The following is a 19,890-nucleotide window of genomic DNA, read 5'->3' as shown; positions in this document are numbered from 1 at the left end:
GCTCTTCCCCGGAGTTAGTGCCCCAATCGGCTGAGCCACTTTTCCTGGATCGCAGCTTCAAGATCCACTTCTTCATTTTTTGCCAACAGAAGGAACTGGGCTAGCACGTCCGCGCATTCCTGAGCAAAGCGATCCCTCAGCTCTTCCTCGCTATACCCGCGATCACGACCCATACCTTTCATCGCTAAAAAGGCCTGAACCAGCTCACCTACTTCTTCTTGAAGCTTGAGCATGAACCAGGTACCCGTACGATCGATCTCAAAGGTCTTGGCATATTGAACCGAGACTGCCTCTACGGACTTTTGCAACTGTTGTAGTTCCACCCAAGTCAGTTTGCCAGCTAAGCGGGACTATTCGACGCTGCCCTTTCCGGTTAGTCGTTTTACGTCACGCGCTTCAACCCTCAGCTTCTCGCTCTCTAGTTCACGCAAGATCATCAGCACGCTGCGGTAGGCCTGGCTATTTTTGAACCACGGGTCAATGTGCCAAACCAGGGTGCTCGGTTCACTCAGACCATCGGCGAAATCGTGCAACGAGTCATGCAGCGCATCGAGGTTATGGCCAAAATACGCCGGGAAATCCAACGCCTCTGCAAAGGCCTTCAGCACGCCTTGTTTGGATCGTGCGGCCGGAACCTCAAAGACCGGACGCTGCCCGTTCCTGCTCATTGGCCCTCCAGAATGAAGCTGAAACTGTCGTAATGATCGTCCGTGTAGTACTTCTCGCCCTTGCCGCCCACAATGATCCGGCGGGCACCGCGGTCTGACTCCCCCGGAGTCTTAACCGTGTACTCCCTGTAGTATCCGCTGCGTTGCTTGGGTAGCACCCCTTCGAAGTTACCGAAGTTTATGCCGTCCCGATCATAAGGGTACGGCCCACCCTTGGCGATCAAGGCCAGGGTCTGCTGGGCTTCCTTGGGCAGCGCCGAGGCCTTGAGCGTCGGCAGCTTCGAGGGATTGCTGGCCTGCTGGCTGGATGGTTTGGCAGTGGACTTCTTGGCGTTGCTGCTCTGACTTTGCGTCTGCTCAGCCGAGGCAGAGCTCCCCGCAGTGAGACGGTTGTAGAGCAGCGTGCCACCAATGATCAGCGCGAGCACAATCAGCGCGGCGATCAAACCGGCGAGCTGTTTACGCCGGGCCGCGGCTGTCCGCACGGCTGCTTTGGAAGTTGCTGGCATCAACTAGGCCCTATAGATGGTGATGGTGTTAGCAGCCAGCAGATCGGTCTGCCCGGAACTGACCTCGCGGCCCTGCCCTTTCGGGTAGCTGGCACTCGTACTGAACCGGTACTCATACTGTCGTGACGGTTCATCCCCTGGCCCCGGCAGGGTGACCTCGACGTCGGAAGCAGTCGCGTTGAAGACCACCAGGCCATCGGTAAGCCCGTCCGGCGAACCGAGGAGCATCTGTAGCACCCGTTGCGAGCCATCCTGCCACTGCTCGGGCGACAACGGCTGCCCACTGGCGTCGAACCAATGCAAGTACGAGGTCTCACCGCGCGCCGGGTAAGTGGAAGGCTGCGCGGAAAGGTACTCGCGGCGGAGCCGGAGCATCCGTCGGGTGGTCAGCAGCATGGTCTCATCCACCGCTGACCAGTCCAACCAGGAAATTTCATTATCTTGGCAGTAGGCGTTGTTATTACCACGCTGGGTCTTGCCGAGTTCATCGCCCGCGGTGAGCATCGGCACCCCGAGCGAAAGAATCAGGGTGGCCATCAGGTTCCGCGCAGACTGCGCCCGTGCGCTGAGAATAGCGGCGTCATCGGTGGCACCTTCCACGCCGTGGTTCCAGGAACGATTATTATCGCTGCCGTCCCGGTTCTCTTCGCGGTTGTCCTCATTGTGCTTACCGTTGTACGCCACCAAATCGGCCAGTGTGAAGCCGTCATGCGCGGTCACCATATTTACCGAAGCCAGCTGGCTGCGGCCCGAAGCTGCGAAAAGCCGCGACGAACCGGAGAGCGCGTCTGCCAACCGGGCTAGTCCTCCACCGTTACCGCCAGCAGCGATCGAGGCCTGATCGGCAAGCCAGAAATCACGCAGTGAATCACGGAAATGATCGTTCCAGTCGGCCCAGCCCACCGGGAAGCGACCGGTCTGCCAGCCGTCATGACCGACATCCCAGGGCTCGGAGATCAACTTGACGCCAGAGAGCACCCGATCGGTGCTGGCCGCCACCAGGAAGGGGTGTTGCGGATTAAAGTTATTTGCGGCGTCGCGGCCCAGCGTCACCGCCAGATCAAAACGGAAACCGTCAATATGGAATTCTTCCACCCAGTAGCGCAGCGAATCCAAAGCCATTTGAATCACTTTGGGTTCGGAGAAATCCAAGGTATTGCCGCAACCGGTGGTGTCCAGATAATGGTCGTCGTGGAAACGGTAATAGCGTTTCTCGGCCAGTCCCCGCCAGCTCAAGGTGGGTTCAAAGCGTTTGCCCTCGGCAGTGTGGTTGTAGACCACATCGAGGATCACCTCAATGCCCGCGGCATGCAGCAGTTTGACCATGCCTTTGAATTCATCCTGCACAGCCTGCGGACCCGCTGCTCGAGCCGCCGCCGAAGCATAACTGGCCTGCGGCGCGAAGTACCCAATGGTGTTGTAGCCCCAGTAATTCGGCAAGCCAGCGTCGCGGAGATGCTGCTCATCGAGGTGGGCGTGAATCGGCAGGAGTTCGACCGCGGTGACGCCGAGTTCGGTGAGGTGCTTGATCATCGCCGGATGTGCCAGTCCGGCGTAGCTGCCCCGAATTTCCTCAGGAATCTCCGGATGTAACTGGGTCAGCCCTTTAATATGAGCTTCATAAATCACGCTGTCCCGCCACGGTATATGTGGGGCTGAATCGTCGCTCCAGTCAAAGCCAGAGAACATTCGCACGCCCAGCAGCTTGCCCTCGGCGTCGTCGATAGCCCGAGCGTAGGGGTCGAGTAGAAGTTGCTCATCGGCCGGTTCGACGTCCCCCGCGGCGAAGCCGTAACGCGAGCCAATGGGCATGTTCTCTACCACTCCGTGGTGCACCCCGTCGGAGAATTCCGGCAGCGTGATGGCCTGCCAATCGGCATCCGGCGCCTTGAAGTAGAGCACCAATTCGGTGAGCTCAGGCGCCCACACCGCAACGTTAACAACCCGTGCTGGATCGCCCTGCAGCGGAGCGCTCAGGCCAAGTGGGAAAGCACGAGAAGTTGCCGCCCCCAATACTTTTGCGGAAATAATCTCTGTCATGCGTTTTTCGAGGTAGCTCTCTGTCGGGAAACTTCGTACAGGCTAATGCCCACCGCCATTGAAGCGTTCAGAGATTCCATCGCGGAATCAATCGGGATCGACACGATCTGGTCGCAGTTTTCGCGCACCAGGCGGGAAAGGCCTTTGCCTTCCGAGCCGACCACCAAGCAAACCGGCTCGGTAGCTACCGCGAGTTCGGGAAGCGAAACGTCGCCCTCACCGTCGAGACCGAGCACAAAGTAACCCATCCCTTTGAAAGCCTCTAGAGCACGGTTCAAATTGGCGGCCTTAGCCACCGGTACGCGCACCGCGGCACCGGCACTGGTTTTCCAGGCCGAGGCTGTCATTCCCACGCTACGGCGTTCGGGAACCACGACGGCGTGGCCGGAGAAGGCGGACACGCTACGGATGATCGCGCCGAGGTTGCGCGGGTCCGTGATGCCGTCCAAGGCAACAATCAGCGGAGCATTATTGATGTAGCCCTTATGGAACTTGTCGACGGTTTCCTGGGCTAGATCGATGGCATCGGCGTAGTTATAGGGCGGGATCTGCAACGCGAGGCCTTGGTGCACGGCATCATCGGTCATCCGGTCTAGTTCCGGCTTATGGGTTTCCATCAGCGGGATGCCGCGCTCGGCGGCAATCTTGAGCGCCTCTTTCACCCGGTCATCCACCTCAATCCGGACGGCGACGTGGAGCACCTTGGCTGGCACACCAGCACGTAATGCCTCCACCACCGAGTTACGACCGGTGACCATTTCCTCACTGGCCCGACCTCTGCCGGTGCTGCGGCTGCGTTGCCCCGCCGAGCTTGGCCGTTTAGCGGCTGACCGTTCGGCCAACTCCTTTGCTCGGTAAGCCTTGTGATACGGACGATCCTCGGCCTTCGGGGTTGGTCCTTTGCCTTCTAAGGCCTTGCGTCCGAGGCCGCCGGTGCCCTTGCTGGGGCCCTTCTTGCCCTTTGCTGCCCGTGGATTTCCAGCCATTATGAGTTCTTCCGTTCTGTTGCTTTGGAGCCTGGCGAACCACTATCGGTGCTCAGCGTCCAGCTAGGCCCATCGGCCGAGTCTTCAATTTTAATGCCAGCTTCCGCCAGCTCGTCACGAATTTCATCCGAACGGGCCCAGTCTTTCGCGGCCCGAGCGGCGGTCCGTTCGGCGAGGCGGGTGTTTATCAGGATATTCAGCGCCCGGTCAGCTAAAGCTGAAGAAGTTCTCTCCGACGGCAGCGCGTCCAAGCCAAGCGCAGAAGTCATCGACAGTACCGCGAAGAAATGCTTTTTCAACTCGTCAGTATCATTGCTGGCCAGCGCCGCGTTGCCAGCCCGAACCGCCTCGTGCAGCACGGCTAGGGCCTTAGGAATATTGAGGTCGTCATCCATTGCTTCGCCGAAAGATTCGGGTAAATAGCCTAACGGCGCGTAAGCGAACCAGCCGATATTGGCTTGCGTGGAGGACGGCATAAACACGTCTTGCATATCCATCTCGGTGACCCTCAGCGCTGCTTTGCCCATGAACCCGTCAATTCTTCTCATTGCCGCACCGGCTTCTTCCAGCGACTCCGGGCTGTAGTCAAGCACCGAGCGGTAATGCGCCTGACCGAGGTAATAGCGCACCACCCGAGCCGAAGCTTGCGCGAACAACTCATTCGGCCCAATCACATTGCCGATCGATTTGGACATCTTTTCGCCCTGATAGCTCACCAGACCGTTGTGCATCCAGAAGTTGGCGAAATCCTTGCCAGCAGCCTGCGACTGGGCCATTTCGTTCTCGTGGTGTGGGAAACGCAGATCAAGACCGCCGCCGTGGATATCGAAAGCATCACCGAGATACTTGCCCACCATGGCCGAGCATTCCAGATGCCAGCCTGGGCGACCAGCGCCCCAGGGGCTCGGCCAGGAGGCGGTGGCGGGCTCGTCCTCTTTGCGCCCCTTCCAGAGCGCAAAGTCGCGGGGGTCTTTTTTGCCGCGCGGATCGGCGTCGGTTGCGGCTTGCATATCGTCGATGTTTTGCCGGGTCAGCGAGCCGTATTTTCCCCAGGAACGGACGTCAAAATAGACGTCCCCAGAGTTATCGGTTGCCGGGTAGGCGTGGCCGCGATCGATCAGGTCCTGGATGAGCTGGTGCATCTCCGGGATGTGCCCGGTAGCACGCGGTTCATAGTCGGGGCGCGAAATCCCGAGCGCGTCATACGCCGCATTGAACTCTCGCTCGTAACGGTAGGCACGAGCCCACCATTCTTCGCCAGCTTCGGCGGCTTTAGCCAGAATCTTGTCGTCTATATCGGTGACATTGCGCACCACGGTAGTTCGCAAGCCACGGAACTGTAACCAGCGGGTGAGTTGATCGAAGACCAGGGCCGAACGCAGGTGCCCGATATGCGGTTCGCTCTGCACGGTGGCACCACAATAGTAAAGCGATGCCTGGCCCGGAATCAGGGGCTGAAAGTCGCGTACTTCGGCGGTGGCGGAGTCGTAAAAGCGCAGTGTCACTTGTCAAGATTAGCGGATACCATGGTCAATCCGTTGATATTGCGCTACAGCTTGGGACGCCGAACCAGACTTTCCGGAGTCCAATCCGTAGTGGGTGCACCACTTAACGGCCACAATGTAGTGCTGAGATAGTCCAGCACCAGCTTTGCCTGCCAATGTGGTGCTCCCGTTGAGGGTTTCCTATCCGGCAGGCGCCAGATACACCAGCGCGGTAGCTATCGCTGCGATCCCCTCGCCCTTGCCGGTGAAGCCCAGCCCGTCCGAGGTTGTCGCGGAGACCGAGACCGGTGCACCGGCTGCGGCGCTCAGGGCAGCTTCAGCTTCGGCGCGGCGCGGACCGAACTTCGGTCTATTGGCGACAAATTGCACGGCGATATTGCCGATTTCGAACCCCGCGGCCCGCACGATTCGGGCTGCCTCAGCCAGCAAGGTCACCCCGGAAGCCCCGGCGTACTCGGGACGATCGGTACCAAAATGGGTACCTAAATCGCCCACCCCAGCCGCGGAAAATAGTGCATCCGCCGCAGCATGCGCCACCGGATCGCCATCCGAATGACCGCTCAAACCAATTTCTCCCGGCCAATAGAGTCCGGCCAAGTACAGTTCATCGGCTGCCAAACCATAGCCGTGTACGTCAATGCCGATGCCGGTGCGCGGAATCAACGGAGCGCCCGCCGCCATTAGCCCTCCACCCACCGCGGAGCTGCTGGGCCCTCCAATAAGGCCTCGGCGAATAACAAGTCGTGCGGAGTGGTGATTTTCAAACTCAGCTCCGAGCCTCTCACCAGATATACCGGGATGCCTTGGGACTCCACCAGCATCGCATCATCAGTGATCGCGGCGGCTTGTGCATCGGTGAACATCGCAGATGCCTGATGGGCCTTGAGCAGGGTGGCCAACTCAAAACCTTGAGGGGTTTGCACCGCACGTAATTGCTCCCGCGCGGGTGTGGAGCGCACCTGTTCCGGAGCAATGCCCGGTTCCTCCGAATGAACCGCGACTTTAATCGTGTCGACCACCGGGATCACCGGGATCACCGCTTTCGCCCCGGACTCCAAAGCGTTCAGCACGCGGTGAAAGACCTCGACGGGAGCCAGCGCCCGGGCGGCATCATGCACTAGCACTACGTCGATCCCTGCCAGCACCTCAAGGGCGTTACGAACCGAGTCAGCCCGAGTGGAACCGCCGTCGACCGCGGTGATCCGTACACCGGTCCCGGCGTCGAACCCGGCAAGCTGGGCACGCAGCTCGGTATCACCTCGCGGTAACACCACGCAGATCTGCTCGGCCACTTCAGTCGCCAAAACTCCTCGCAGGGCGTGGTTGAGCATAGGTTCCGAGCCGAGAATGACCTGCGCCTTCGGTATACCTTGGCCCAGCCGTTCCCCTGAACCGGCGGCCACGATGATCACCGCAGTGCGTAAAGTCGAAGGAGATTCCATGGCCATAGCCTAACTGCCAGCTATTCGATTAGGCGCTAAGCCAGCCATCACGTTGAGTGTTAGCAAAGTGACAGGTGCTGCGAATAAAGCTGCCCTTCTGTCACACCAGCGACGCTCAATGGGATACCTGGGAAAAGGGCGCTGGACATGGCAAGGGCCCCGATCCGTGGATCGGGGCCCTTATCGAATATTTAGGATGCCAGTACTTCATCCAGCACGCTGGCAGCTTTTTCTTCGTCGGTTTTTTCCGCGAGGGCCAATTCCGAAATCAGAATCTGCCGAGCTTTGGCCAGCATGCGCTTCTCGCCCGCTGATAGGCCGCGATCATGATCCCGACGCCAAAGGTCACGGACAACCTCAGCAACCTTAATCACGTCACCGGAAGCCAACTTCTCCAAGTTCGCCTTGTAACGACGCGACCAGTTGGTCGGTTCCTCGGTGAACTCGGCCCGCAGCACATCAAAAACGTGCTCCAAACCGGCTTTGTCCACCACATCGCGGACGCCTACTAGATCTACATTTTCTGCAGGTACTTCAATGGTCAGATCACCCTGGGCCACTTTGAGCTTGAGATACATTTTCTCTTCGCCCTTGATAGTGCGCATTTTGATCTCTTCGATCTTCGCAGCACCGTGGTGCGGATAAACTACTGTCTCGCCGACCTCAAAAACCATGTGGATACTCCCTTTCCCGCGTTCTAGTTTATCACGAAATGGTCGCGAAGCCGACGGGAGTTCCCAGCGTTCATGCAGGTCAGCGGCTTAGTCCAGAACTTGGATATTAAAATTTAGCTCTTGACGTGAAGCCGAAAAAGTGCATCCAAGAGGCACCCGATAGAGCCCTAAGTCGAGAGAATCACGCTTTTGCCGATAGTCTGTTCCTTGACTAAGTTCTACTGACGAAGTTCTACTGTTGCGCCACACTGCGCCGTGAAGGATCCAAGGAGTAAGTAAGTGAAACTCGCTACCAGCAATCGGTGGACCACCCGCCGTCGCTTAGCAGCTGCCTCTGTCATCGGCGCCAGCCTCCTGGGTATCACGACGCTGGCAGGCTGTGGATACATCGCCCCCCAACAAACCACAGTGGTTTACTCCGCTTCTGATGGCGTCCGGCACGACTTGGGCAACATTGAACTGCGCAATATCCTCTTGGTCTCAGCCGGGGAAGACAAGCCCGGCCGAGTGATCGGCGCAGTCTTCAACACCTCGAAGAGCCCGATTAGGGTGACCTTCAATGGGGCTTCAGGCTCACAAACCGAGTTCACCGTAAAACCGGGAGAACCTTACTACCTCAATCAGGAGAGCGACTCCTCCATCCTGAGCACCGTCGCCCAGCACGCTGGCTCCTTAGAGACAGTCAAGGTCAGCCAGAATGGTCCCGGAACTTCGAGCGTCGAACTCAAAATACCTGTTTTGGACGGCACGCTCGCGGAATACAAGCCGTATCTACCCGATAACGGCGGTAACTCCGGAGAGGCGAGCCCTAGCTCGAGCAGCTCGCCAAGTGCCTCGCCTACAAGTTCGCCGAGCGGACACTAGATTTCTCTTCAGCTGGCTCGGTCTACGGACCGAGCCAGCTTTTTGTTAAGCGCAACTGATAATCGCGACGCTCGGCGCCGGCATTCAGTGCGGTCACCCTCAGGGCTCAGGGCTCAGGGCTCAGGGCTCAGGGCTCAGGGCTCGAATTTATAGCCCAGCCCTCGCACCGTCACCAGGTGCCTGGGCATCGCCGGATCGGGTTCGATCTTGGAGCGTAGCCGCTTGACGTGGACGTCAAGCGTCTTGGTGTCGCCCACGTAGTCAAGACCCCAAACCCGATCAATCAGCTGGCCTCTGGTGAGCACCCTACCGGAGTTCCTCAACAGCATCTCCAGCAATTCAAACTCTTTCAGCGGCAACGAAACCTGCTCGCCATCGACGCTGACCACGTGGCGCTCAATGTCCATCCGCACCGGCCCGGCCTGCACGGTAGTGGTCATTAGCTCATCCGGCTCGCCCTGCCTGCGCAGCACCGCCCGCACCCGCGCTACCAATTCACGGGAAGAATATGGCTTGGTGACGTAATCGTCGGCACCGAGCTCCAAACCGACAACCTTATCGATTTCAGAGTCCTTGGCGGTGAGCATAATTACCGGCACCGAGGAACGAGCCCGCAACTGGCGGCAAACCTCGGTACCAGATTGCCCCGGAAGTTGCAGATCCAATAGAACTAGGTCAGCCCCGGCCCGATCAAACTCGGTGATCGCGTCGATACCGTTATCGACCACTTCTACCTCGAACCCCTCTTTCGCCAGCAGATAGGAAAGCGGGTCAGAAAAGGACTCCTCGTCCTCAACAATCAAAATCCTGCTCACGCAGATACTCCTTGGCTCTCATTGTCGTTCTCAATAGTGCCGACCGAATCGGCTTGGCCTTTTTCCATTTCCGGCAAGCGCACGGTGAAAGTGGAGCCGCTCCCCGGCTGCGACCACACCGTCACTTCGCCTCCGTGGTTAGAAATAACGTGTTTGACGATGCTCAACCCTAGCCCGGTACCACCGGTCTGTCTCGAGCGAGCAGCGTCTACCCGATAAAACCGCTCAAAGATACGTTCTTGTTCTTCCGGACCGATACCATCGCCCTGGTCGGAAATGGAGATGCTCAGCAAGCCACCACTGGAACGTAAGCCGACGCCGACCTTGGTATTAGCGGGCGAATATCTCACCGCATTGTCGATCAGGTTCCGGAACGCGGTAACCAACAAGTCGGCATCACCGTAGACCAGCTCAGAGACGCTACCACCGACCACGATCTCGATGTTCTTGCTCTCCGCTTGCAGTTTGGAGCGATCCACTGCCTCGGCGATCACGGTATTGAGGTCCACCGGCCGACCCTGCTGAACAATATCCGCGCCTTGTAGCCTGGAAAGCTCGATAATGTCCTGCACCAGAGCCGCCAAGCGGGCCGATTCTTTATGCATCCGTTGAGCGAAGCGTCGAACAGCTTCCTCATCCTCCGGTGAGTCTTCAAGCGCTTCGGCAAGCAGCGAGATAGCACCGACCGGAGTTTTCAACTCGTGTGAAACGTTGGCCACGAAATCATTTCGGATCGCTTCGGTACGGGTTATTTCGGTTCGATCATCAGCTAAGAGCAAGATGTACTCCTCACCGACCGGCGCTACCCGCACTTGAACGATGATGGTGCCCTGGCCGAGCGGGCCTCGCGGCAATTCGAGCTGCCGTTCCTCAATAACACCATCGCGCCGTACTCGGGCGATCATCTCCAAAAGTTCTTTGTGCACCATGGTGTGCCCGCGGACCAGGCCAAAAGCGTAGGCACCCGGGCTTGCCCGAACCACCCCATCCACCGCATCAATCACCACGAAGGCCCGACCAACCACAGCCAGCACCTCGGCAGAGCCCGGCGGCAGTGTTGGCTCCTCAGTGGCTTCGAGCACCTTGCGCTGCCGATCACTCAGGATGACCGCGAGCACACCGAAAGCACCGACGACAACGCCGATGAGCCCGGAGATCACACCGATAAGCAAGGGGTCCACAGCACTAGCTTATGCTTAGAATAGGAGCCCGAACCGCGGATTTCACCTGCTTCGACCGGTGATTCAACTAACGTTCACCTTCTCGTGCCCGTCCGTTTACGGTCAACTGGAAGGGTTTGGCCTAGGGCTATGACTTCAGCCTGAGAATAAACGTGAAAGGACGCTCAGTGCGTAAAGTATTTCAGGCGGAGCTCCACCAAGTGGGCGAAGAACTCATTGAGATTTCATCTCTCGTCACCGAAGCCATCGAAAAGGCGAATCAGGCCTTCACCGGCGCGGATGTGGAACTGGCTCAAGAAGTTATTGCCGCCGACGCCCGGATCGACTTCCTGCAGAACGATTTGGATGAACGTGCCATCGATATCCTGGCCTTGCAGGGGCCTGTAGCCTCTGATTTGCGGATGATCGTCGGCTCCTTGCGGATGAGCGCTTCGCTGGAGCGGATGGGCGATCTAGCGCGTCACGTTGCCCAGCTGGCTCGCTTACGTTTCCCGGAAAAGGTTATCCCGGCGTCGCTCACCAGCACCTTCGATGAATTGGCCGAGCTGGATATTCAGATTTCTCGCAAGATCACCGAACTGCTAGAGACCCGCGAACTCGGACTGGTCAACGACATTCAGTCGGCAAACGCTCGAATCAATGAACTACACCGCAGCGTTTTCGGTGCAATCTCAGCACCGGAGTGGCAAGAGAATCCTTCCACCACGGTCGATGTGACGCTGGCCAGCCGCTATTTCGAGCGCTTCGGAGATCACGGCGTCTCGGTCGCCCGAAAGGTTTCTTATCTAGTCACCGGTCAGTGGCAGCCGGAGAGCTTCACGCAGCCATAAGCAGTCCTTAGACACACCTCGAGTGTCGAGATATGGGGTTTAATTCTCCGTTTTAAGCCCCATATCTCGACACTCGACGGCTTTAAGGGGTTACTTTTTACCCTGATTGGCGACCGCTTGGATGGAGGCCGCAGCGGCCTCTGGGTCGAGGTAGCGGCCACCCGGGGTGATGGGCTTGAGATTGTCATCCAATTCATAAGCCAGTGGGATCCCGGTCGGGATGTTCAGGCCGGCAATATCGGCATCGGAGATCCCGTCCAGATGCTTAACCAAAGAGCGTAAAGAATTCCCGTGCGCGGCAATCAGAACCCGTTTGCCTGCTCGCAAATCAACCGAGATATCGGACTCCCAGTACGGCAACAATCTTTCCAGCACATCCTTGAGACATTCGGTCCGCGGGATGCTATCGCCGAGATCCGCGTAGCGCGGGTCGCCAACCTGGGAGTACTCGGAATCATCGGCCAAAGGCGGCGGCGATACATCATAGGAACGCCGCCACTCCATGAACTGCGCTTCCCCGAACTCAGCCAGTGTCTGCGCCTTATCTTTGCCCTGCAAGGCCCCGTAGTGACGTTCATTGAGTCGCCAGGAACGCTTCACGTCAATCCAGCCACGATCCGCCTCAGCAAGGGCGATATTGGCAGTATTGATCGCGCGCTTCTGCCGGGAAGTGTAGAGAATGTCGGGCAGCAGATCGTTCTCCACCAAAAGTTGTCCGCCCCGCACTGCCTCCGCCCGGCCCTGATCATTGAGATCAACATCAACCCAGCCAGTAAAGAGGTTCTTAGCATTCCATTCACTGTGTCCATGACGCAGCAAGATCAACGAATAAGTCATGGGTCCAAGCCTATCGCGCGAGGGCCCCAGACCGAGCTAGCGAGGTCAGGGAGCGCGATAGGCGCTATCGTCCGAGGGCCCTGCGTCGAGCCTGCGAGACGTGGGAGGACGCTAGGCCGACCAATCCCGAAGACGGTAAATTTATTGAGTGGTGCAAAGAGCTCAAAGAATACGCGCGATGACCTCGGCCAAGCCGGTCGGGAACGTTACCCGCGGTACCACTAACCCCAATCGACTACGTCGGGTGGATCGTTGGTTGGCCGGCCCGCAAGCCTGGCGGCTCAAGACCAGCCCTCGGCCACTCGTGGTCGACTTAGGCTACGGAGCTAGCCCGGCTACCGCAGTCGAACTTTTCCAGCGCCTAGTCACTGTGCAACCGGCGCTGCGCCTGACCGGCATCGAGATCGAACCAGAGCGAGTCCGCCAGGCCCAGGAGTTCAGTACCGAGCAGCTCAACTTTATGCTCGGCGGCTTCGAGATTCCCACCCCCGAGAAACCCGTCCTTATCCGCGCCTTCAATGTGCTCCGACAATACGAAGAGCGCGATGTCACCGCCATTTGGCATTCAGTTTCTAACAGGCTTGCGCCACAGGGGCTCCTCGTCGATGGCACTTGCGATGAAATTGGCAGACGGGCTAGCTGGGTTTCGGTGCAGGCTGACGGCCCGATCTCGCTCACCATTTCGCAACGCTTTGGCAGCTACCAACTGCCCTCAGAGGTTGCCGAACGGCTGCCCAAAGCGCTCATTCACCGCAATCTGGCCGGTGAACGTATCCACGAGTTCCTGCAGACTCTCGATCAACACTGGTTGGAGGCTTCAGCACTGGCGAGTTTCGGCGATCGGCAACGTTGGCAAGCCTGCTGCCAGGCCCTCAAAAACGATGGCTGGCCAGTTCTCGATGGGCCGAGTCGCTGGCGACTCGGTGAGCTCACTGTTGCTTGGCACGCGGTGGCGCCCAGAGAATAACCGCAGCTCGCTCAGCGGAAGTAGGCGAAAACGCCGTTGGCTCCGCCTCGGCACAGAACAGCCCCTAAGGTCACCAGGGACCGTAGGGGCCCATCGGGCGGCCACCGCCGCGACGTACTAACCGCAGCGCGGGTCGCACATCCGCCAGGTACACGCCAGCGGCCACACAAGCCACCACGGCCAAGATGAAGAAGAAGCCGAGGCCGCGACTGAGCAAGTTAATCGCGCCGACGAAAGCAGCAACGACGGTGATGGCAGTCCAGAAGCCTTTGTTCCGCTTATCCGCGCGCTCGAACTCGCTGGGCTTGGCAATCAGACAATCCACCATTGCCCACAGCTGTATTCCCAGGGCTACCAACCCGGCTAACAGCATGATCCAGTAATTAAGCAGTCCGGCTATCACCCATCTAGCCTAACTGCTCGGCAGCGAATTCAGGGCTCGCTGCAGATCTGACCAAAGATCCTCAGGGTTTTCAATTCCCACGCTCAGTCGAAGCAGGTTCTCTGGAACCGTGGTTGGCTCATTGACATGCCTCCGACGTCGCTCGATTAACGACTCCACGCCGCCCAGAGAGGTGGCTGGAGTCCAGAGCTGCAAAGCCGTGACAACGGCATCGGCGGCGGACTGGCCGCCAGCAATCTGTAGGCAGATGATTGAGCCGAAGCCGGTCATCTGCTGCTTTGCTCGCTGATGCCCCGGGTCTTCGGGTAGGCCGGGGAAGCGCACCGCTTCAACGGCGGGGTGCGCGGCAAGACGCTCAGCGAGGAGTAGCGCTGTCGCCTGCGAGCGCTCCACCCGCAGCGCGAGGGTACGCAGGCCGCGTAACGCTAGCCAGGCCTCAAAAGGCCCGGCGATGGCGCCGTGGATGGATCGATAGTGCAGCAACTGCGAACGCAACTGCGGCTTTGAGGTAACTAAAGCCCCCAGCACGACGTCGGAGTGCCCGGCTAAATACTTGGTCACCGAATGCAGCACCAGGTCAACACCAAACTCAAGTGGGCGCTGCACCAGCGGGGTGGCAAAGGTATTGTCCATCACCACCACAGCCTGGGGGTTGGCTTGCTTCGCTGCCTCACTGAGTTGCGGAACATCGGCGATTTCGAGCATTGGATTGGTCGGGCTCTCCAGCCACAGCACGCTGACCCCGGGCAATGCCGCCAGCACCTGAGCGGTGTCGGCGATGTCTACCTTCCGTAGCTCGAACAGCCCCTTGGCCGCGAGCTCCTCCGCCATCACTAAGGCACCCTGATAAGCATGCTTCGGCATCACCAGAACCCCGCCAGGCGGAACCAGATCCAGGGCCGCTGAGACTGCGGCCAGGCCAGAGGCAAAGAGTAGCCCCGGCAGCTCAGTACCCTCGAGCGCGGAGAGCGCTTCCTCAAACGGCTCCCAACTGGGGTTCGAGTACCGGCCATAGGCGCGATCGCCATCTACTACTTGCCCAGTGCCATGAAAAGTAGAAGACAGCACGATCGGCGGATTCACCGCGGCATCATGCTCACGAGCGGGGCGCCCCGCACTGACAACTAAGGTATCCGGGGCAATCGGGAACTCGGCAGCGTCCATCTCGCCAGTTTACTGACGACACATTGGATAACCGCACCTCGGCGTCAAGATGACGTGCCCAGGGCGCGCGGAGTGTCAGAGATACTCGGTAGGCTTGGCTGGTGAGTACACATGTTCTGCCAAGCCCCGAGGCAGCTCAACCGGGCCTGTTCATCGCTTTTGAAGGCGGCGACGGCGCCGGCAAATCGACCCAAGCTGGCCTGCTTGCCGATGCCTTGGTGGCTGCTGGTCATCAGGTACTGAGAACTCGCGAGCCCGGAGGGACCGAGGTTGGTGAGAAGTTGCGAAGCATCGTGCTCGACCATGGACAGGGCGAAATTGATGCACGCACCGAGGCTTTGATTTTCGCCGCAGCGCGCGCCGCTCACGCCGAGCAACTGATTCGCCCCGCGCTAGCAGCGGGAAAAATCGTGATCACCGACCGCTATATTGATTCCTCGGTGGCTTACCAGGGCGCTGGTCGCAAACTTGGTGAAACGAAAATCCGTGAACTGAACGAGTGGGCAACCTCGGCGCTGTTGCCCGAGATCACTGTGTTGCTCGACGTCACTCCCGATGAAGGCCGGGAGCGGCGGCCGGTCGGGGAAGCTGATCGGCTGGAGTCGGAACCGGATGATTTCCATCAGCAGATTCGGCAAGCTTTTTTGAGTTTGGCTGAGGCCCGGCCCGAGCACTATTTAGTTTTGAATGCTCGACTCCCGGTGCAGGATTTGCACCGGAGGATCTACTCACGGGTGCTGGAGTTATTGTGAGCGTTTGGGACGATGTGCAGGGCCAAGAACCCGTAGTTACACAACTGCGGCAGGCCGCCCTGCAAACGACACCGAATCACGCCTGGCTGGTCACCGGGCCGCCCGGTTCCGGGCGGTCGAATGCTGCCCGAGCCTTCGCTGCCGCTTTAGTCTGCGAGCAAAGCGACCCCGCCCAGCGGGGCTGTGGTCAGTGTCATGCCTGCCACACAGTACTGGCTGGCACCCATTCCGACGTGACAGTGCTGGAAACCGAAAAGACCACCATCAGCATTGAAGAAGCTCGAGAGCTGGTCACCAAAGCGCAGGATCGGCCAGCCTCGGCGCGCTGGCGCATCATCATCATTGGCGATGCCGATCGGATGGTGGAGCGGACCACCAATGTGCTTCTGAAAGCGATAGAGGAACCTCCTCCGCGCACCATCTGGGTGCTCTGCGCACCCAGCCCAGCCGATGTGCTGGTCACGATTCGCTCACGTTGCCGAATGGTTAACTTGCGCGTGCCGCCAGTTAAGGATGTCGCCGAACTGCTGATTCGTCGGGACGGTATTGAACCTGCGCTGGCGCTTGCCTCCGCCCGAGCTGCGCAGAGTCACGTCGGCATTGCGCGCCGACTGGCACGAGACGAGGGCGCGCGGCAGCGTCGCGATGAAATCGTTCGATTACCGTTACGAATGCGCGGCGTCTCTGCGGCTGCCCGAGCCGCTTCGTCACTGATGGAGCTGGCTACCGCAGAAGCTGCCTCCTCGAACGAACAGCGCGATCTAGCGGAAAAAGAACAGCTATTGCGTTCTCTTGGGGCGCCCGAGAGCGGCACCCTGCCTCCCTCCATGCGCGCCCAGATCAGACAGCTGGAAGAAGATCAGAAGCGACGTTCTAAGCGCTCCATCACCGATACTCTCGACCGGGCGCTCACAGATTTGATCTCGTTTTACCGCGATGTGCTGCTGCTGCAACTGTCGAACTCCCAAGCCAGCGACGATGAACTGGTCAATTCCGCGCTGCGTACTGAGTTAGCTGACTATGCGGAGCAGAGCAGTTCAGAAGTGAGCTTGCAAAAGATCGAAGCCATTAACGACGTCAGACGCCGGCTGCTGAGCAGTAATGTGGCGCCGTTGCTGGCCTTGGAGGCGATGACTGTCAGCCTGCTGTGAAAGGTACACAGCAGGAACACGATAGATTTGTCGGCAAGGAAAGCACGCCGGAGCAGGAGCCAAAATGAAGACGAAACGCCAGCCAAGGCTAGTGCGCCGCGCTGTGGCACCGGCCGCACTGCTAGTCATGAGCTTGGTCGCGCTGACCGCTTGTGTCCCGCTGTTCCCCGACTCCGCTCCTAACGCGGAGCAGGTCAGTCAGGATCCTGCCGTAGTGGAAGGTACGCCCGCCGAGCTCAAAGAGTTCTACACCCAAAAGGTGAGCTGGACGAGTTGTGAGCGAAATATGCGCTGCGCCAAGGTGAAAGTACCGATGGATTATGCCAAGCCACAAGGGCAAAGCATCGAGTTGGCAGTGGTGAAGTTGCCGGCCAGTTCCACCCGGAAAGGCTCACTGTTGCTGAACCCCGGCGGCCCCGGAAGCTCCGGCTACGATATGGTCGCCGATAGTTCCAGCCTTTTCTCCAGCAAGCTTCGAGGCGCCTTCGACTTGGTCGGTTTCGACCCACGTGGTGTGAAGAGGTCCGCGCCGGTGAAGTGCCTCAGCGACTCGGCCATGGATGCGGAGCGCCAGAAGAGTTATGACTTGGACACTGATAGCGGTGTCACCGACTACGAAGCACAGAACAAAGCAGACATCGCCGAATGCGTTAAGAACACCGGCCCGGTACTCGGCTTTGTCGACACCGTCTCCTCGGTCAAAGACATGGATATTTTGCGAGCCATCCTCAACCAGCGGAAGCTCGATTACCTCGGTTTTTCCTATGGCACCAAACTGGGCGCAAGCTACGCCGATCAGTTCCCGGACAAGGTCGGCAAATTCGTTCTCGACGGTGCAATGGATCCGACACTAACGGTGGAAACGCTGGGCATGGGGCAGGCTAAGGCTTTCGAGGCCGCGCTAAAGTCATGGGCAGAAAATTGCGTCCAGTCCGCTGATTGTCCTTTCCGCGGCAGCGCTGATGAGGCGGTTCAGCAGATCCGGACTCTCAATGAGAGCTACGAAAAAACCCCACAAAAGACCCGCGACGGCAGACTGCTGACCGGTGCCGGTTTCAGTTCGGGGCTTTCGCTGGCAATGTATTCCACTGATTTATGGGATGTGCTCCAGAAAGCGTTGACTGACGCCATGAACGGGGATCCGAATGGCATGATGTCCCTTGCCGACTACGCGGCCGATCGTGATCCGAATTCCGGAAAATACAATTCCAATTCCGCCTTCGCTTTTACCGCTATTAACTGCTTGGACTACCAGATGAGCACCGATATCACGGCGCTGCGCACTGAATCCAAAGCTCTGCAGGCCGCCTCCCCCACCTTCGGAAAATACCTCGGTTATTCAGGCCTGGGCTGCAAGGACTGGCCTTATCAGTCGAAGGTCACCCCGCACCCCATCACGGCGAAGGGCACCGGGCCGATTGTGGTGATTGGCACTACTCGAGATCCTGCGACCCCCTATGAGTGGGCGGAGGCGCTCAGCAAGCAATTGAGCGCTGGCGTGCTGGTGAGCTGGGATGGCGACGGCCACACCGCCTACGGTCGTTCTAACGCCTGCGTAGGCAACGCGGTTGACTCCTATTTCGTCGACGATAAAACCCCGCAAGACGGCTTAAAGTGCTGATAGCTGCGTCCTAGCCTAGCCCAAGAGTGTTCCGGCCAGGCTTAGCGCCAAAGCGAGTGCAAAGTATTCCCGGCACCGCTGAGCAAAGTTGGCAGCTCGGCCACCGAGGGGATCACATCATGTGCTCCAGCAGCACGCAGAGCCGCTTCTTGATGCGTCCCGGTGAGTACGCCGAGCACCAGTGAAGCACCAGCTCGACAGCCCGATTGAATATCGGAAGTGGTGTCCCCCACCACCAATGTCTGCCGCACATCGTCCAGATCAAGGGCGAGAATCGCGGTCAGGATCATGTCCGGAAAGGGCCCGCCACGACCCGCGTCCGCCGGACAGAGACTCAGATCAGCAAGCCCCATCCAACCCAGCGACTCCAGCATGCTGTTCTGAGTGTGCCGGGCGAATCCAGTAGTGAGACAGACCTTAATACCGGTCTCTCGCAAAAAGTTAATAGCGCTCTCCGCCCCTGGGACGGGCCGCAGCGTGCCTTCGGAAAGTGCCTCATCGTAGCCGACCTCAAAGGCACGATGCACCCTGGCTGCTTGTTCGTGATTAGCGCCAAAGAGTTGCCGAAACACATCGATCTTTGAGATCCCCATCGTCTCACGGAGATATCCCAGCATGCTTCGATAGCGCTCGCTACCTGGCTCCACTCCCTCCGGAGCGACGGCCGAGCTAAAGGCGCGCTCAATCAAACCGTCATCCGCGACGGTGGTGCCGGTCATATCCAGCACCGCGAGTTTAAGTTGCTGCCTCGAGGAGCGCACTACTTCCGTTATGCTGTCAAGACTCACGCCGCTCCGATCGTAGGTGGCGCGGCTCCTCATTAAGCCAAACACCAAGTTCTTAAGTAATAGCTTGGCTCGTCCGCCGAACTGTCGGCTGAATGCCGAGCGAAAGTCGGGTGAACAGAGGTCGAACGTTTTGACCCAGGCCGGGCTGTCACCTAGAGTTGATTCTTGCGTCATCCGCTCTTCGGGTGACCGGCCTCCTTAGCTCAGTCGGTAGAGCGTTTCACTCGTAATGAAAAGGTCAACAGTTCGATTCTGTTAGGAGGCTCAGTTTTTTTGCCAGCTCAATGTGAGCCTCAACTTGCACGGCGCGTCGCCAGGTTGCCTCTACCGAAGCCGAAGAGGCGTCTAACCTCGCCATGGCGACCGCCTCGGCCGCGGTCGCGAGTGCGGTGCCAGCCCTAGTCAGTTCACGATGTATCTCATTGAACGCTCCGGCCGGCACATCCAGTCCGGCGCTCGGCGATAAACGCTGTGCGGAAACGCAGACTGCACGCACTACTGGCAAGAGTTCAGCGAGATTGTTCGCAATCGGTATCAAGTCCTGCTGTAGCGATTCGTCATCGATTCTTTCCAGCATCTGGTGAAAACGATCCAAGCCACGCCGAAAACGATCATGGGCCCGGCGCCACAACCCCTGCCCTAGCTCGACTTCGTCTCGCCGAGCGGAAAACAGCTTGCTAAAAAGCGTCATCA

At 58.9% G+C, this 19,890-nt stretch carries 22 protein-coding genes and 1 tRNA gene; 7 read left to right on the top strand and 16 right to left on the bottom strand.

Annotation, left to right across the window (positions count from 1 at the left end; translation table 11 throughout):
• Window positions 1-14 precede the first annotated feature (14 nt).
• From UM93_RS16020 to UM93_RS15980, 9 genes are all read right to left on the bottom strand, one after another.
• A complete protein-coding gene (locus tag UM93_RS16020) occupies window positions 15-323 on the bottom strand; it encodes a MazG nucleotide pyrophosphohydrolase domain-containing protein (protein ID WP_045076485.1) in 309 nt (102 codons plus the stop codon).
• A 27-nt stretch (window positions 324-350) separates the two neighbouring features.
• Complete coding sequence (locus UM93_RS16015; RefSeq protein ID WP_045076484.1) at window positions 351-668, bottom strand: barstar family protein; 318 nt, start codon at window positions 666-668, stop codon at window positions 351-353.
• Window positions 665-1,177: a guanyl-specific ribonuclease gene (locus UM93_RS16010; protein WP_045076483.1), complete on the bottom strand. Its 513-nt coding sequence runs from the start codon at window positions 1,175-1,177 to the stop codon at window positions 665-667. Before UM93_RS16010 ends, UM93_RS16015 begins: the two co-directional genes overlap by 4 nt.
• 3 nt (window positions 1,178-1,180) lie before the next feature.
• Window positions 1,181-3,217 carry a glycogen debranching protein GlgX gene (glgX, locus tag UM93_RS16005; protein WP_045076482.1) on the bottom strand — a complete coding sequence of 679 codons (2,037 nt, stop codon included), beginning with the start codon at window positions 3,215-3,217 and terminating at the stop codon, window positions 1,181-1,183.
• A complete protein-coding gene (rlmB, locus tag UM93_RS16000; protein ID WP_045076481.1) occupies window positions 3,214-4,203 on the bottom strand; it encodes a 23S rRNA (guanosine(2251)-2'-O)-methyltransferase RlmB in 990 nt (329 codons plus the stop codon). Before rlmB ends, glgX begins: the two co-directional genes overlap by 4 nt.
• Window positions 4,203-5,708 (bottom strand): cysteine--tRNA ligase, encoded by a 1,506-nt coding sequence (gene cysS / locus UM93_RS15995; RefSeq protein ID WP_045076480.1) that lies wholly within the window; start codon window positions 5,706-5,708, stop codon window positions 4,203-4,205. The genes rlmB and cysS overlap by 1 nt, the downstream gene beginning before the upstream one ends.
• 180 nt (window positions 5,709-5,888) lie before the next feature.
• Complete coding sequence (gene ispF, locus UM93_RS15990) at window positions 5,889-6,389, bottom strand: 2-C-methyl-D-erythritol 2,4-cyclodiphosphate synthase (RefSeq protein ID WP_045076479.1); 501 nt, start codon at window positions 6,387-6,389, stop codon at window positions 5,889-5,891.
• The gene (gene ispD / locus UM93_RS15985) at window positions 6,389-7,156 is read right to left on the bottom strand and encodes a 2-C-methyl-D-erythritol 4-phosphate cytidylyltransferase (protein WP_045076478.1); all 768 of its coding nucleotides are present in this window, start codon (window positions 7,154-7,156) and stop codon (window positions 6,389-6,391) included. The genes ispF and ispD overlap by 1 nt, the downstream gene beginning before the upstream one ends.
• Before the next feature lie 185 nt (window positions 7,157-7,341).
• Entirely contained in the window at window positions 7,342-7,824 is a 483-nt protein-coding gene (locus UM93_RS15980) for a CarD family transcriptional regulator (protein WP_045076477.1), read from the bottom strand.
• A 279-nt stretch (window positions 7,825-8,103) separates the two neighbouring features.
• Between UM93_RS15980 and UM93_RS15975 the strand changes: the two genes are divergently transcribed.
• The gene (locus tag UM93_RS15975; protein ID WP_045076476.1) at window positions 8,104-8,688 is read left to right on the top strand and encodes a hypothetical protein; all 585 of its coding nucleotides are present in this window, start codon (window positions 8,104-8,106) and stop codon (window positions 8,686-8,688) included.
• A gap of 134 nt (window positions 8,689-8,822) precedes the next feature.
• Here UM93_RS15975 and UM93_RS15970 read toward each other — a convergent pair whose 3' ends face one another.
• Together UM93_RS15970 and UM93_RS15965 are read right to left on the bottom strand one after the other, a co-directional pair.
• A complete protein-coding gene (locus tag UM93_RS15970; RefSeq protein WP_045076475.1) occupies window positions 8,823-9,503 on the bottom strand; it encodes a response regulator transcription factor in 681 nt (226 codons plus the stop codon).
• Complete coding sequence (locus tag UM93_RS15965; RefSeq protein WP_082057202.1) at window positions 9,500-10,684, bottom strand: sensor histidine kinase; 1,185 nt, start codon at window positions 10,682-10,684, stop codon at window positions 9,500-9,502. The genes UM93_RS15970 and UM93_RS15965 overlap by 4 nt, the downstream gene beginning before the upstream one ends.
• 167 nt (window positions 10,685-10,851) lie before the next feature.
• On the opposite strand from UM93_RS15965, the gene phoU reads away from it, so the two are divergent.
• Entirely contained in the window at window positions 10,852-11,514 is a 663-nt protein-coding gene (phoU, locus tag UM93_RS15960; RefSeq protein WP_045077648.1) for a phosphate signaling complex protein PhoU, read from the top strand.
• 90 nt (window positions 11,515-11,604) lie between these two features.
• Here phoU and UM93_RS15955 read toward each other — a convergent pair whose 3' ends face one another.
• On the bottom strand, window positions 11,605-12,351 hold the full coding sequence (locus UM93_RS15955; protein WP_045076474.1) for a phosphoglyceromutase: 747 nt from the start codon (window positions 12,349-12,351) through the stop codon (window positions 11,605-11,607).
• A 178-nt stretch (window positions 12,352-12,529) separates the two neighbouring features.
• Here UM93_RS15955 and UM93_RS15950 point away from each other — a divergent pair, with 178 nt between their 5' ends.
• On the top strand, window positions 12,530-13,318 hold the full coding sequence (locus tag UM93_RS15950; protein ID WP_199921778.1) for a class I SAM-dependent methyltransferase: 789 nt from the start codon (window positions 12,530-12,532) through the stop codon (window positions 13,316-13,318).
• A gap of 70 nt (window positions 13,319-13,388) precedes the next feature.
• Here UM93_RS15950 and UM93_RS15945 read toward each other — a convergent pair whose 3' ends face one another.
• Together UM93_RS15945 and UM93_RS15940 are read right to left on the bottom strand one after the other, a co-directional pair.
• The gene (locus tag UM93_RS15945; RefSeq protein WP_267884329.1) at window positions 13,389-13,721 is read right to left on the bottom strand and encodes a DUF2516 family protein; all 333 of its coding nucleotides are present in this window, start codon (window positions 13,719-13,721) and stop codon (window positions 13,389-13,391) included.
• 9 nt (window positions 13,722-13,730) lie between these two features.
• Window positions 13,731-14,885: a trans-sulfuration enzyme family protein gene (locus UM93_RS15940; RefSeq protein WP_045076473.1), complete on the bottom strand. Its 1,155-nt coding sequence runs from the start codon at window positions 14,883-14,885 to the stop codon at window positions 13,731-13,733.
• A 101-nt stretch (window positions 14,886-14,986) separates the two neighbouring features.
• Here UM93_RS15940 and tmk point away from each other — a divergent pair, with 101 nt between their 5' ends.
• From tmk to UM93_RS15925, 3 genes are all read left to right on the top strand, one after another.
• Window positions 14,987-15,637 (top strand): dTMP kinase, encoded by a 651-nt coding sequence (tmk, locus tag UM93_RS15935; RefSeq protein ID WP_234399332.1) that lies wholly within the window; start codon window positions 14,987-14,989, stop codon window positions 15,635-15,637.
• On the top strand, window positions 15,634-16,788 hold the full coding sequence (locus UM93_RS15930) for a DNA polymerase III subunit delta' (protein ID WP_045076472.1): 1,155 nt from the start codon (window positions 15,634-15,636) through the stop codon (window positions 16,786-16,788). The genes tmk and UM93_RS15930 overlap by 4 nt, the downstream gene beginning before the upstream one ends.
• Window positions 16,789-16,852: 64 nt before the next feature.
• Window positions 16,853-18,409, top strand: a complete 1,557-nt coding sequence (locus tag UM93_RS15925) for an alpha/beta hydrolase (RefSeq protein ID WP_052663856.1) — start codon at window positions 16,853-16,855, stop codon at window positions 18,407-18,409.
• Between the two features lie 41 nt (window positions 18,410-18,450).
• Here UM93_RS15925 and UM93_RS15920 read toward each other — a convergent pair whose 3' ends face one another.
• Window positions 18,451-19,197, bottom strand: coding sequence for a phosphonatase-like hydrolase (locus UM93_RS15920; RefSeq protein WP_045077641.1), 747 nt, complete (start codon window positions 19,195-19,197; stop codon window positions 18,451-18,453).
• Between the two features lie 192 nt (window positions 19,198-19,389).
• On the opposite strand from UM93_RS15920, the gene UM93_RS15915 reads away from it, so the two are divergent.
• Window positions 19,390-19,462: transfer RNA gene (locus UM93_RS15915), tRNA-Thr, on the top strand.
• Here the strand turns inward: UM93_RS15915 and UM93_RS17350 are convergent.
• On the bottom strand, window positions 19,436-19,888 hold the full coding sequence (locus tag UM93_RS17350) for a hypothetical protein (RefSeq protein ID WP_052663998.1): 453 nt from the start codon (window positions 19,886-19,888) through the stop codon (window positions 19,436-19,438). The genes UM93_RS15915 and UM93_RS17350 overlap by 27 nt on opposite strands.
• Window positions 19,889-19,890 lie beyond the last annotated feature (2 nt).

Origin of the sequence: Psychromicrobium lacuslunae, from assembly GCF_000950575.1 — a bacterium.
GTDB lineage: Bacteria > Actinomycetota > Actinomycetes > Actinomycetales > Micrococcaceae > Renibacterium > Renibacterium lacuslunae.
The sequence above is the reverse complement of the archived record's forward strand: the minus strand, read 5'-3'. Positions and strand labels throughout refer to the sequence as shown.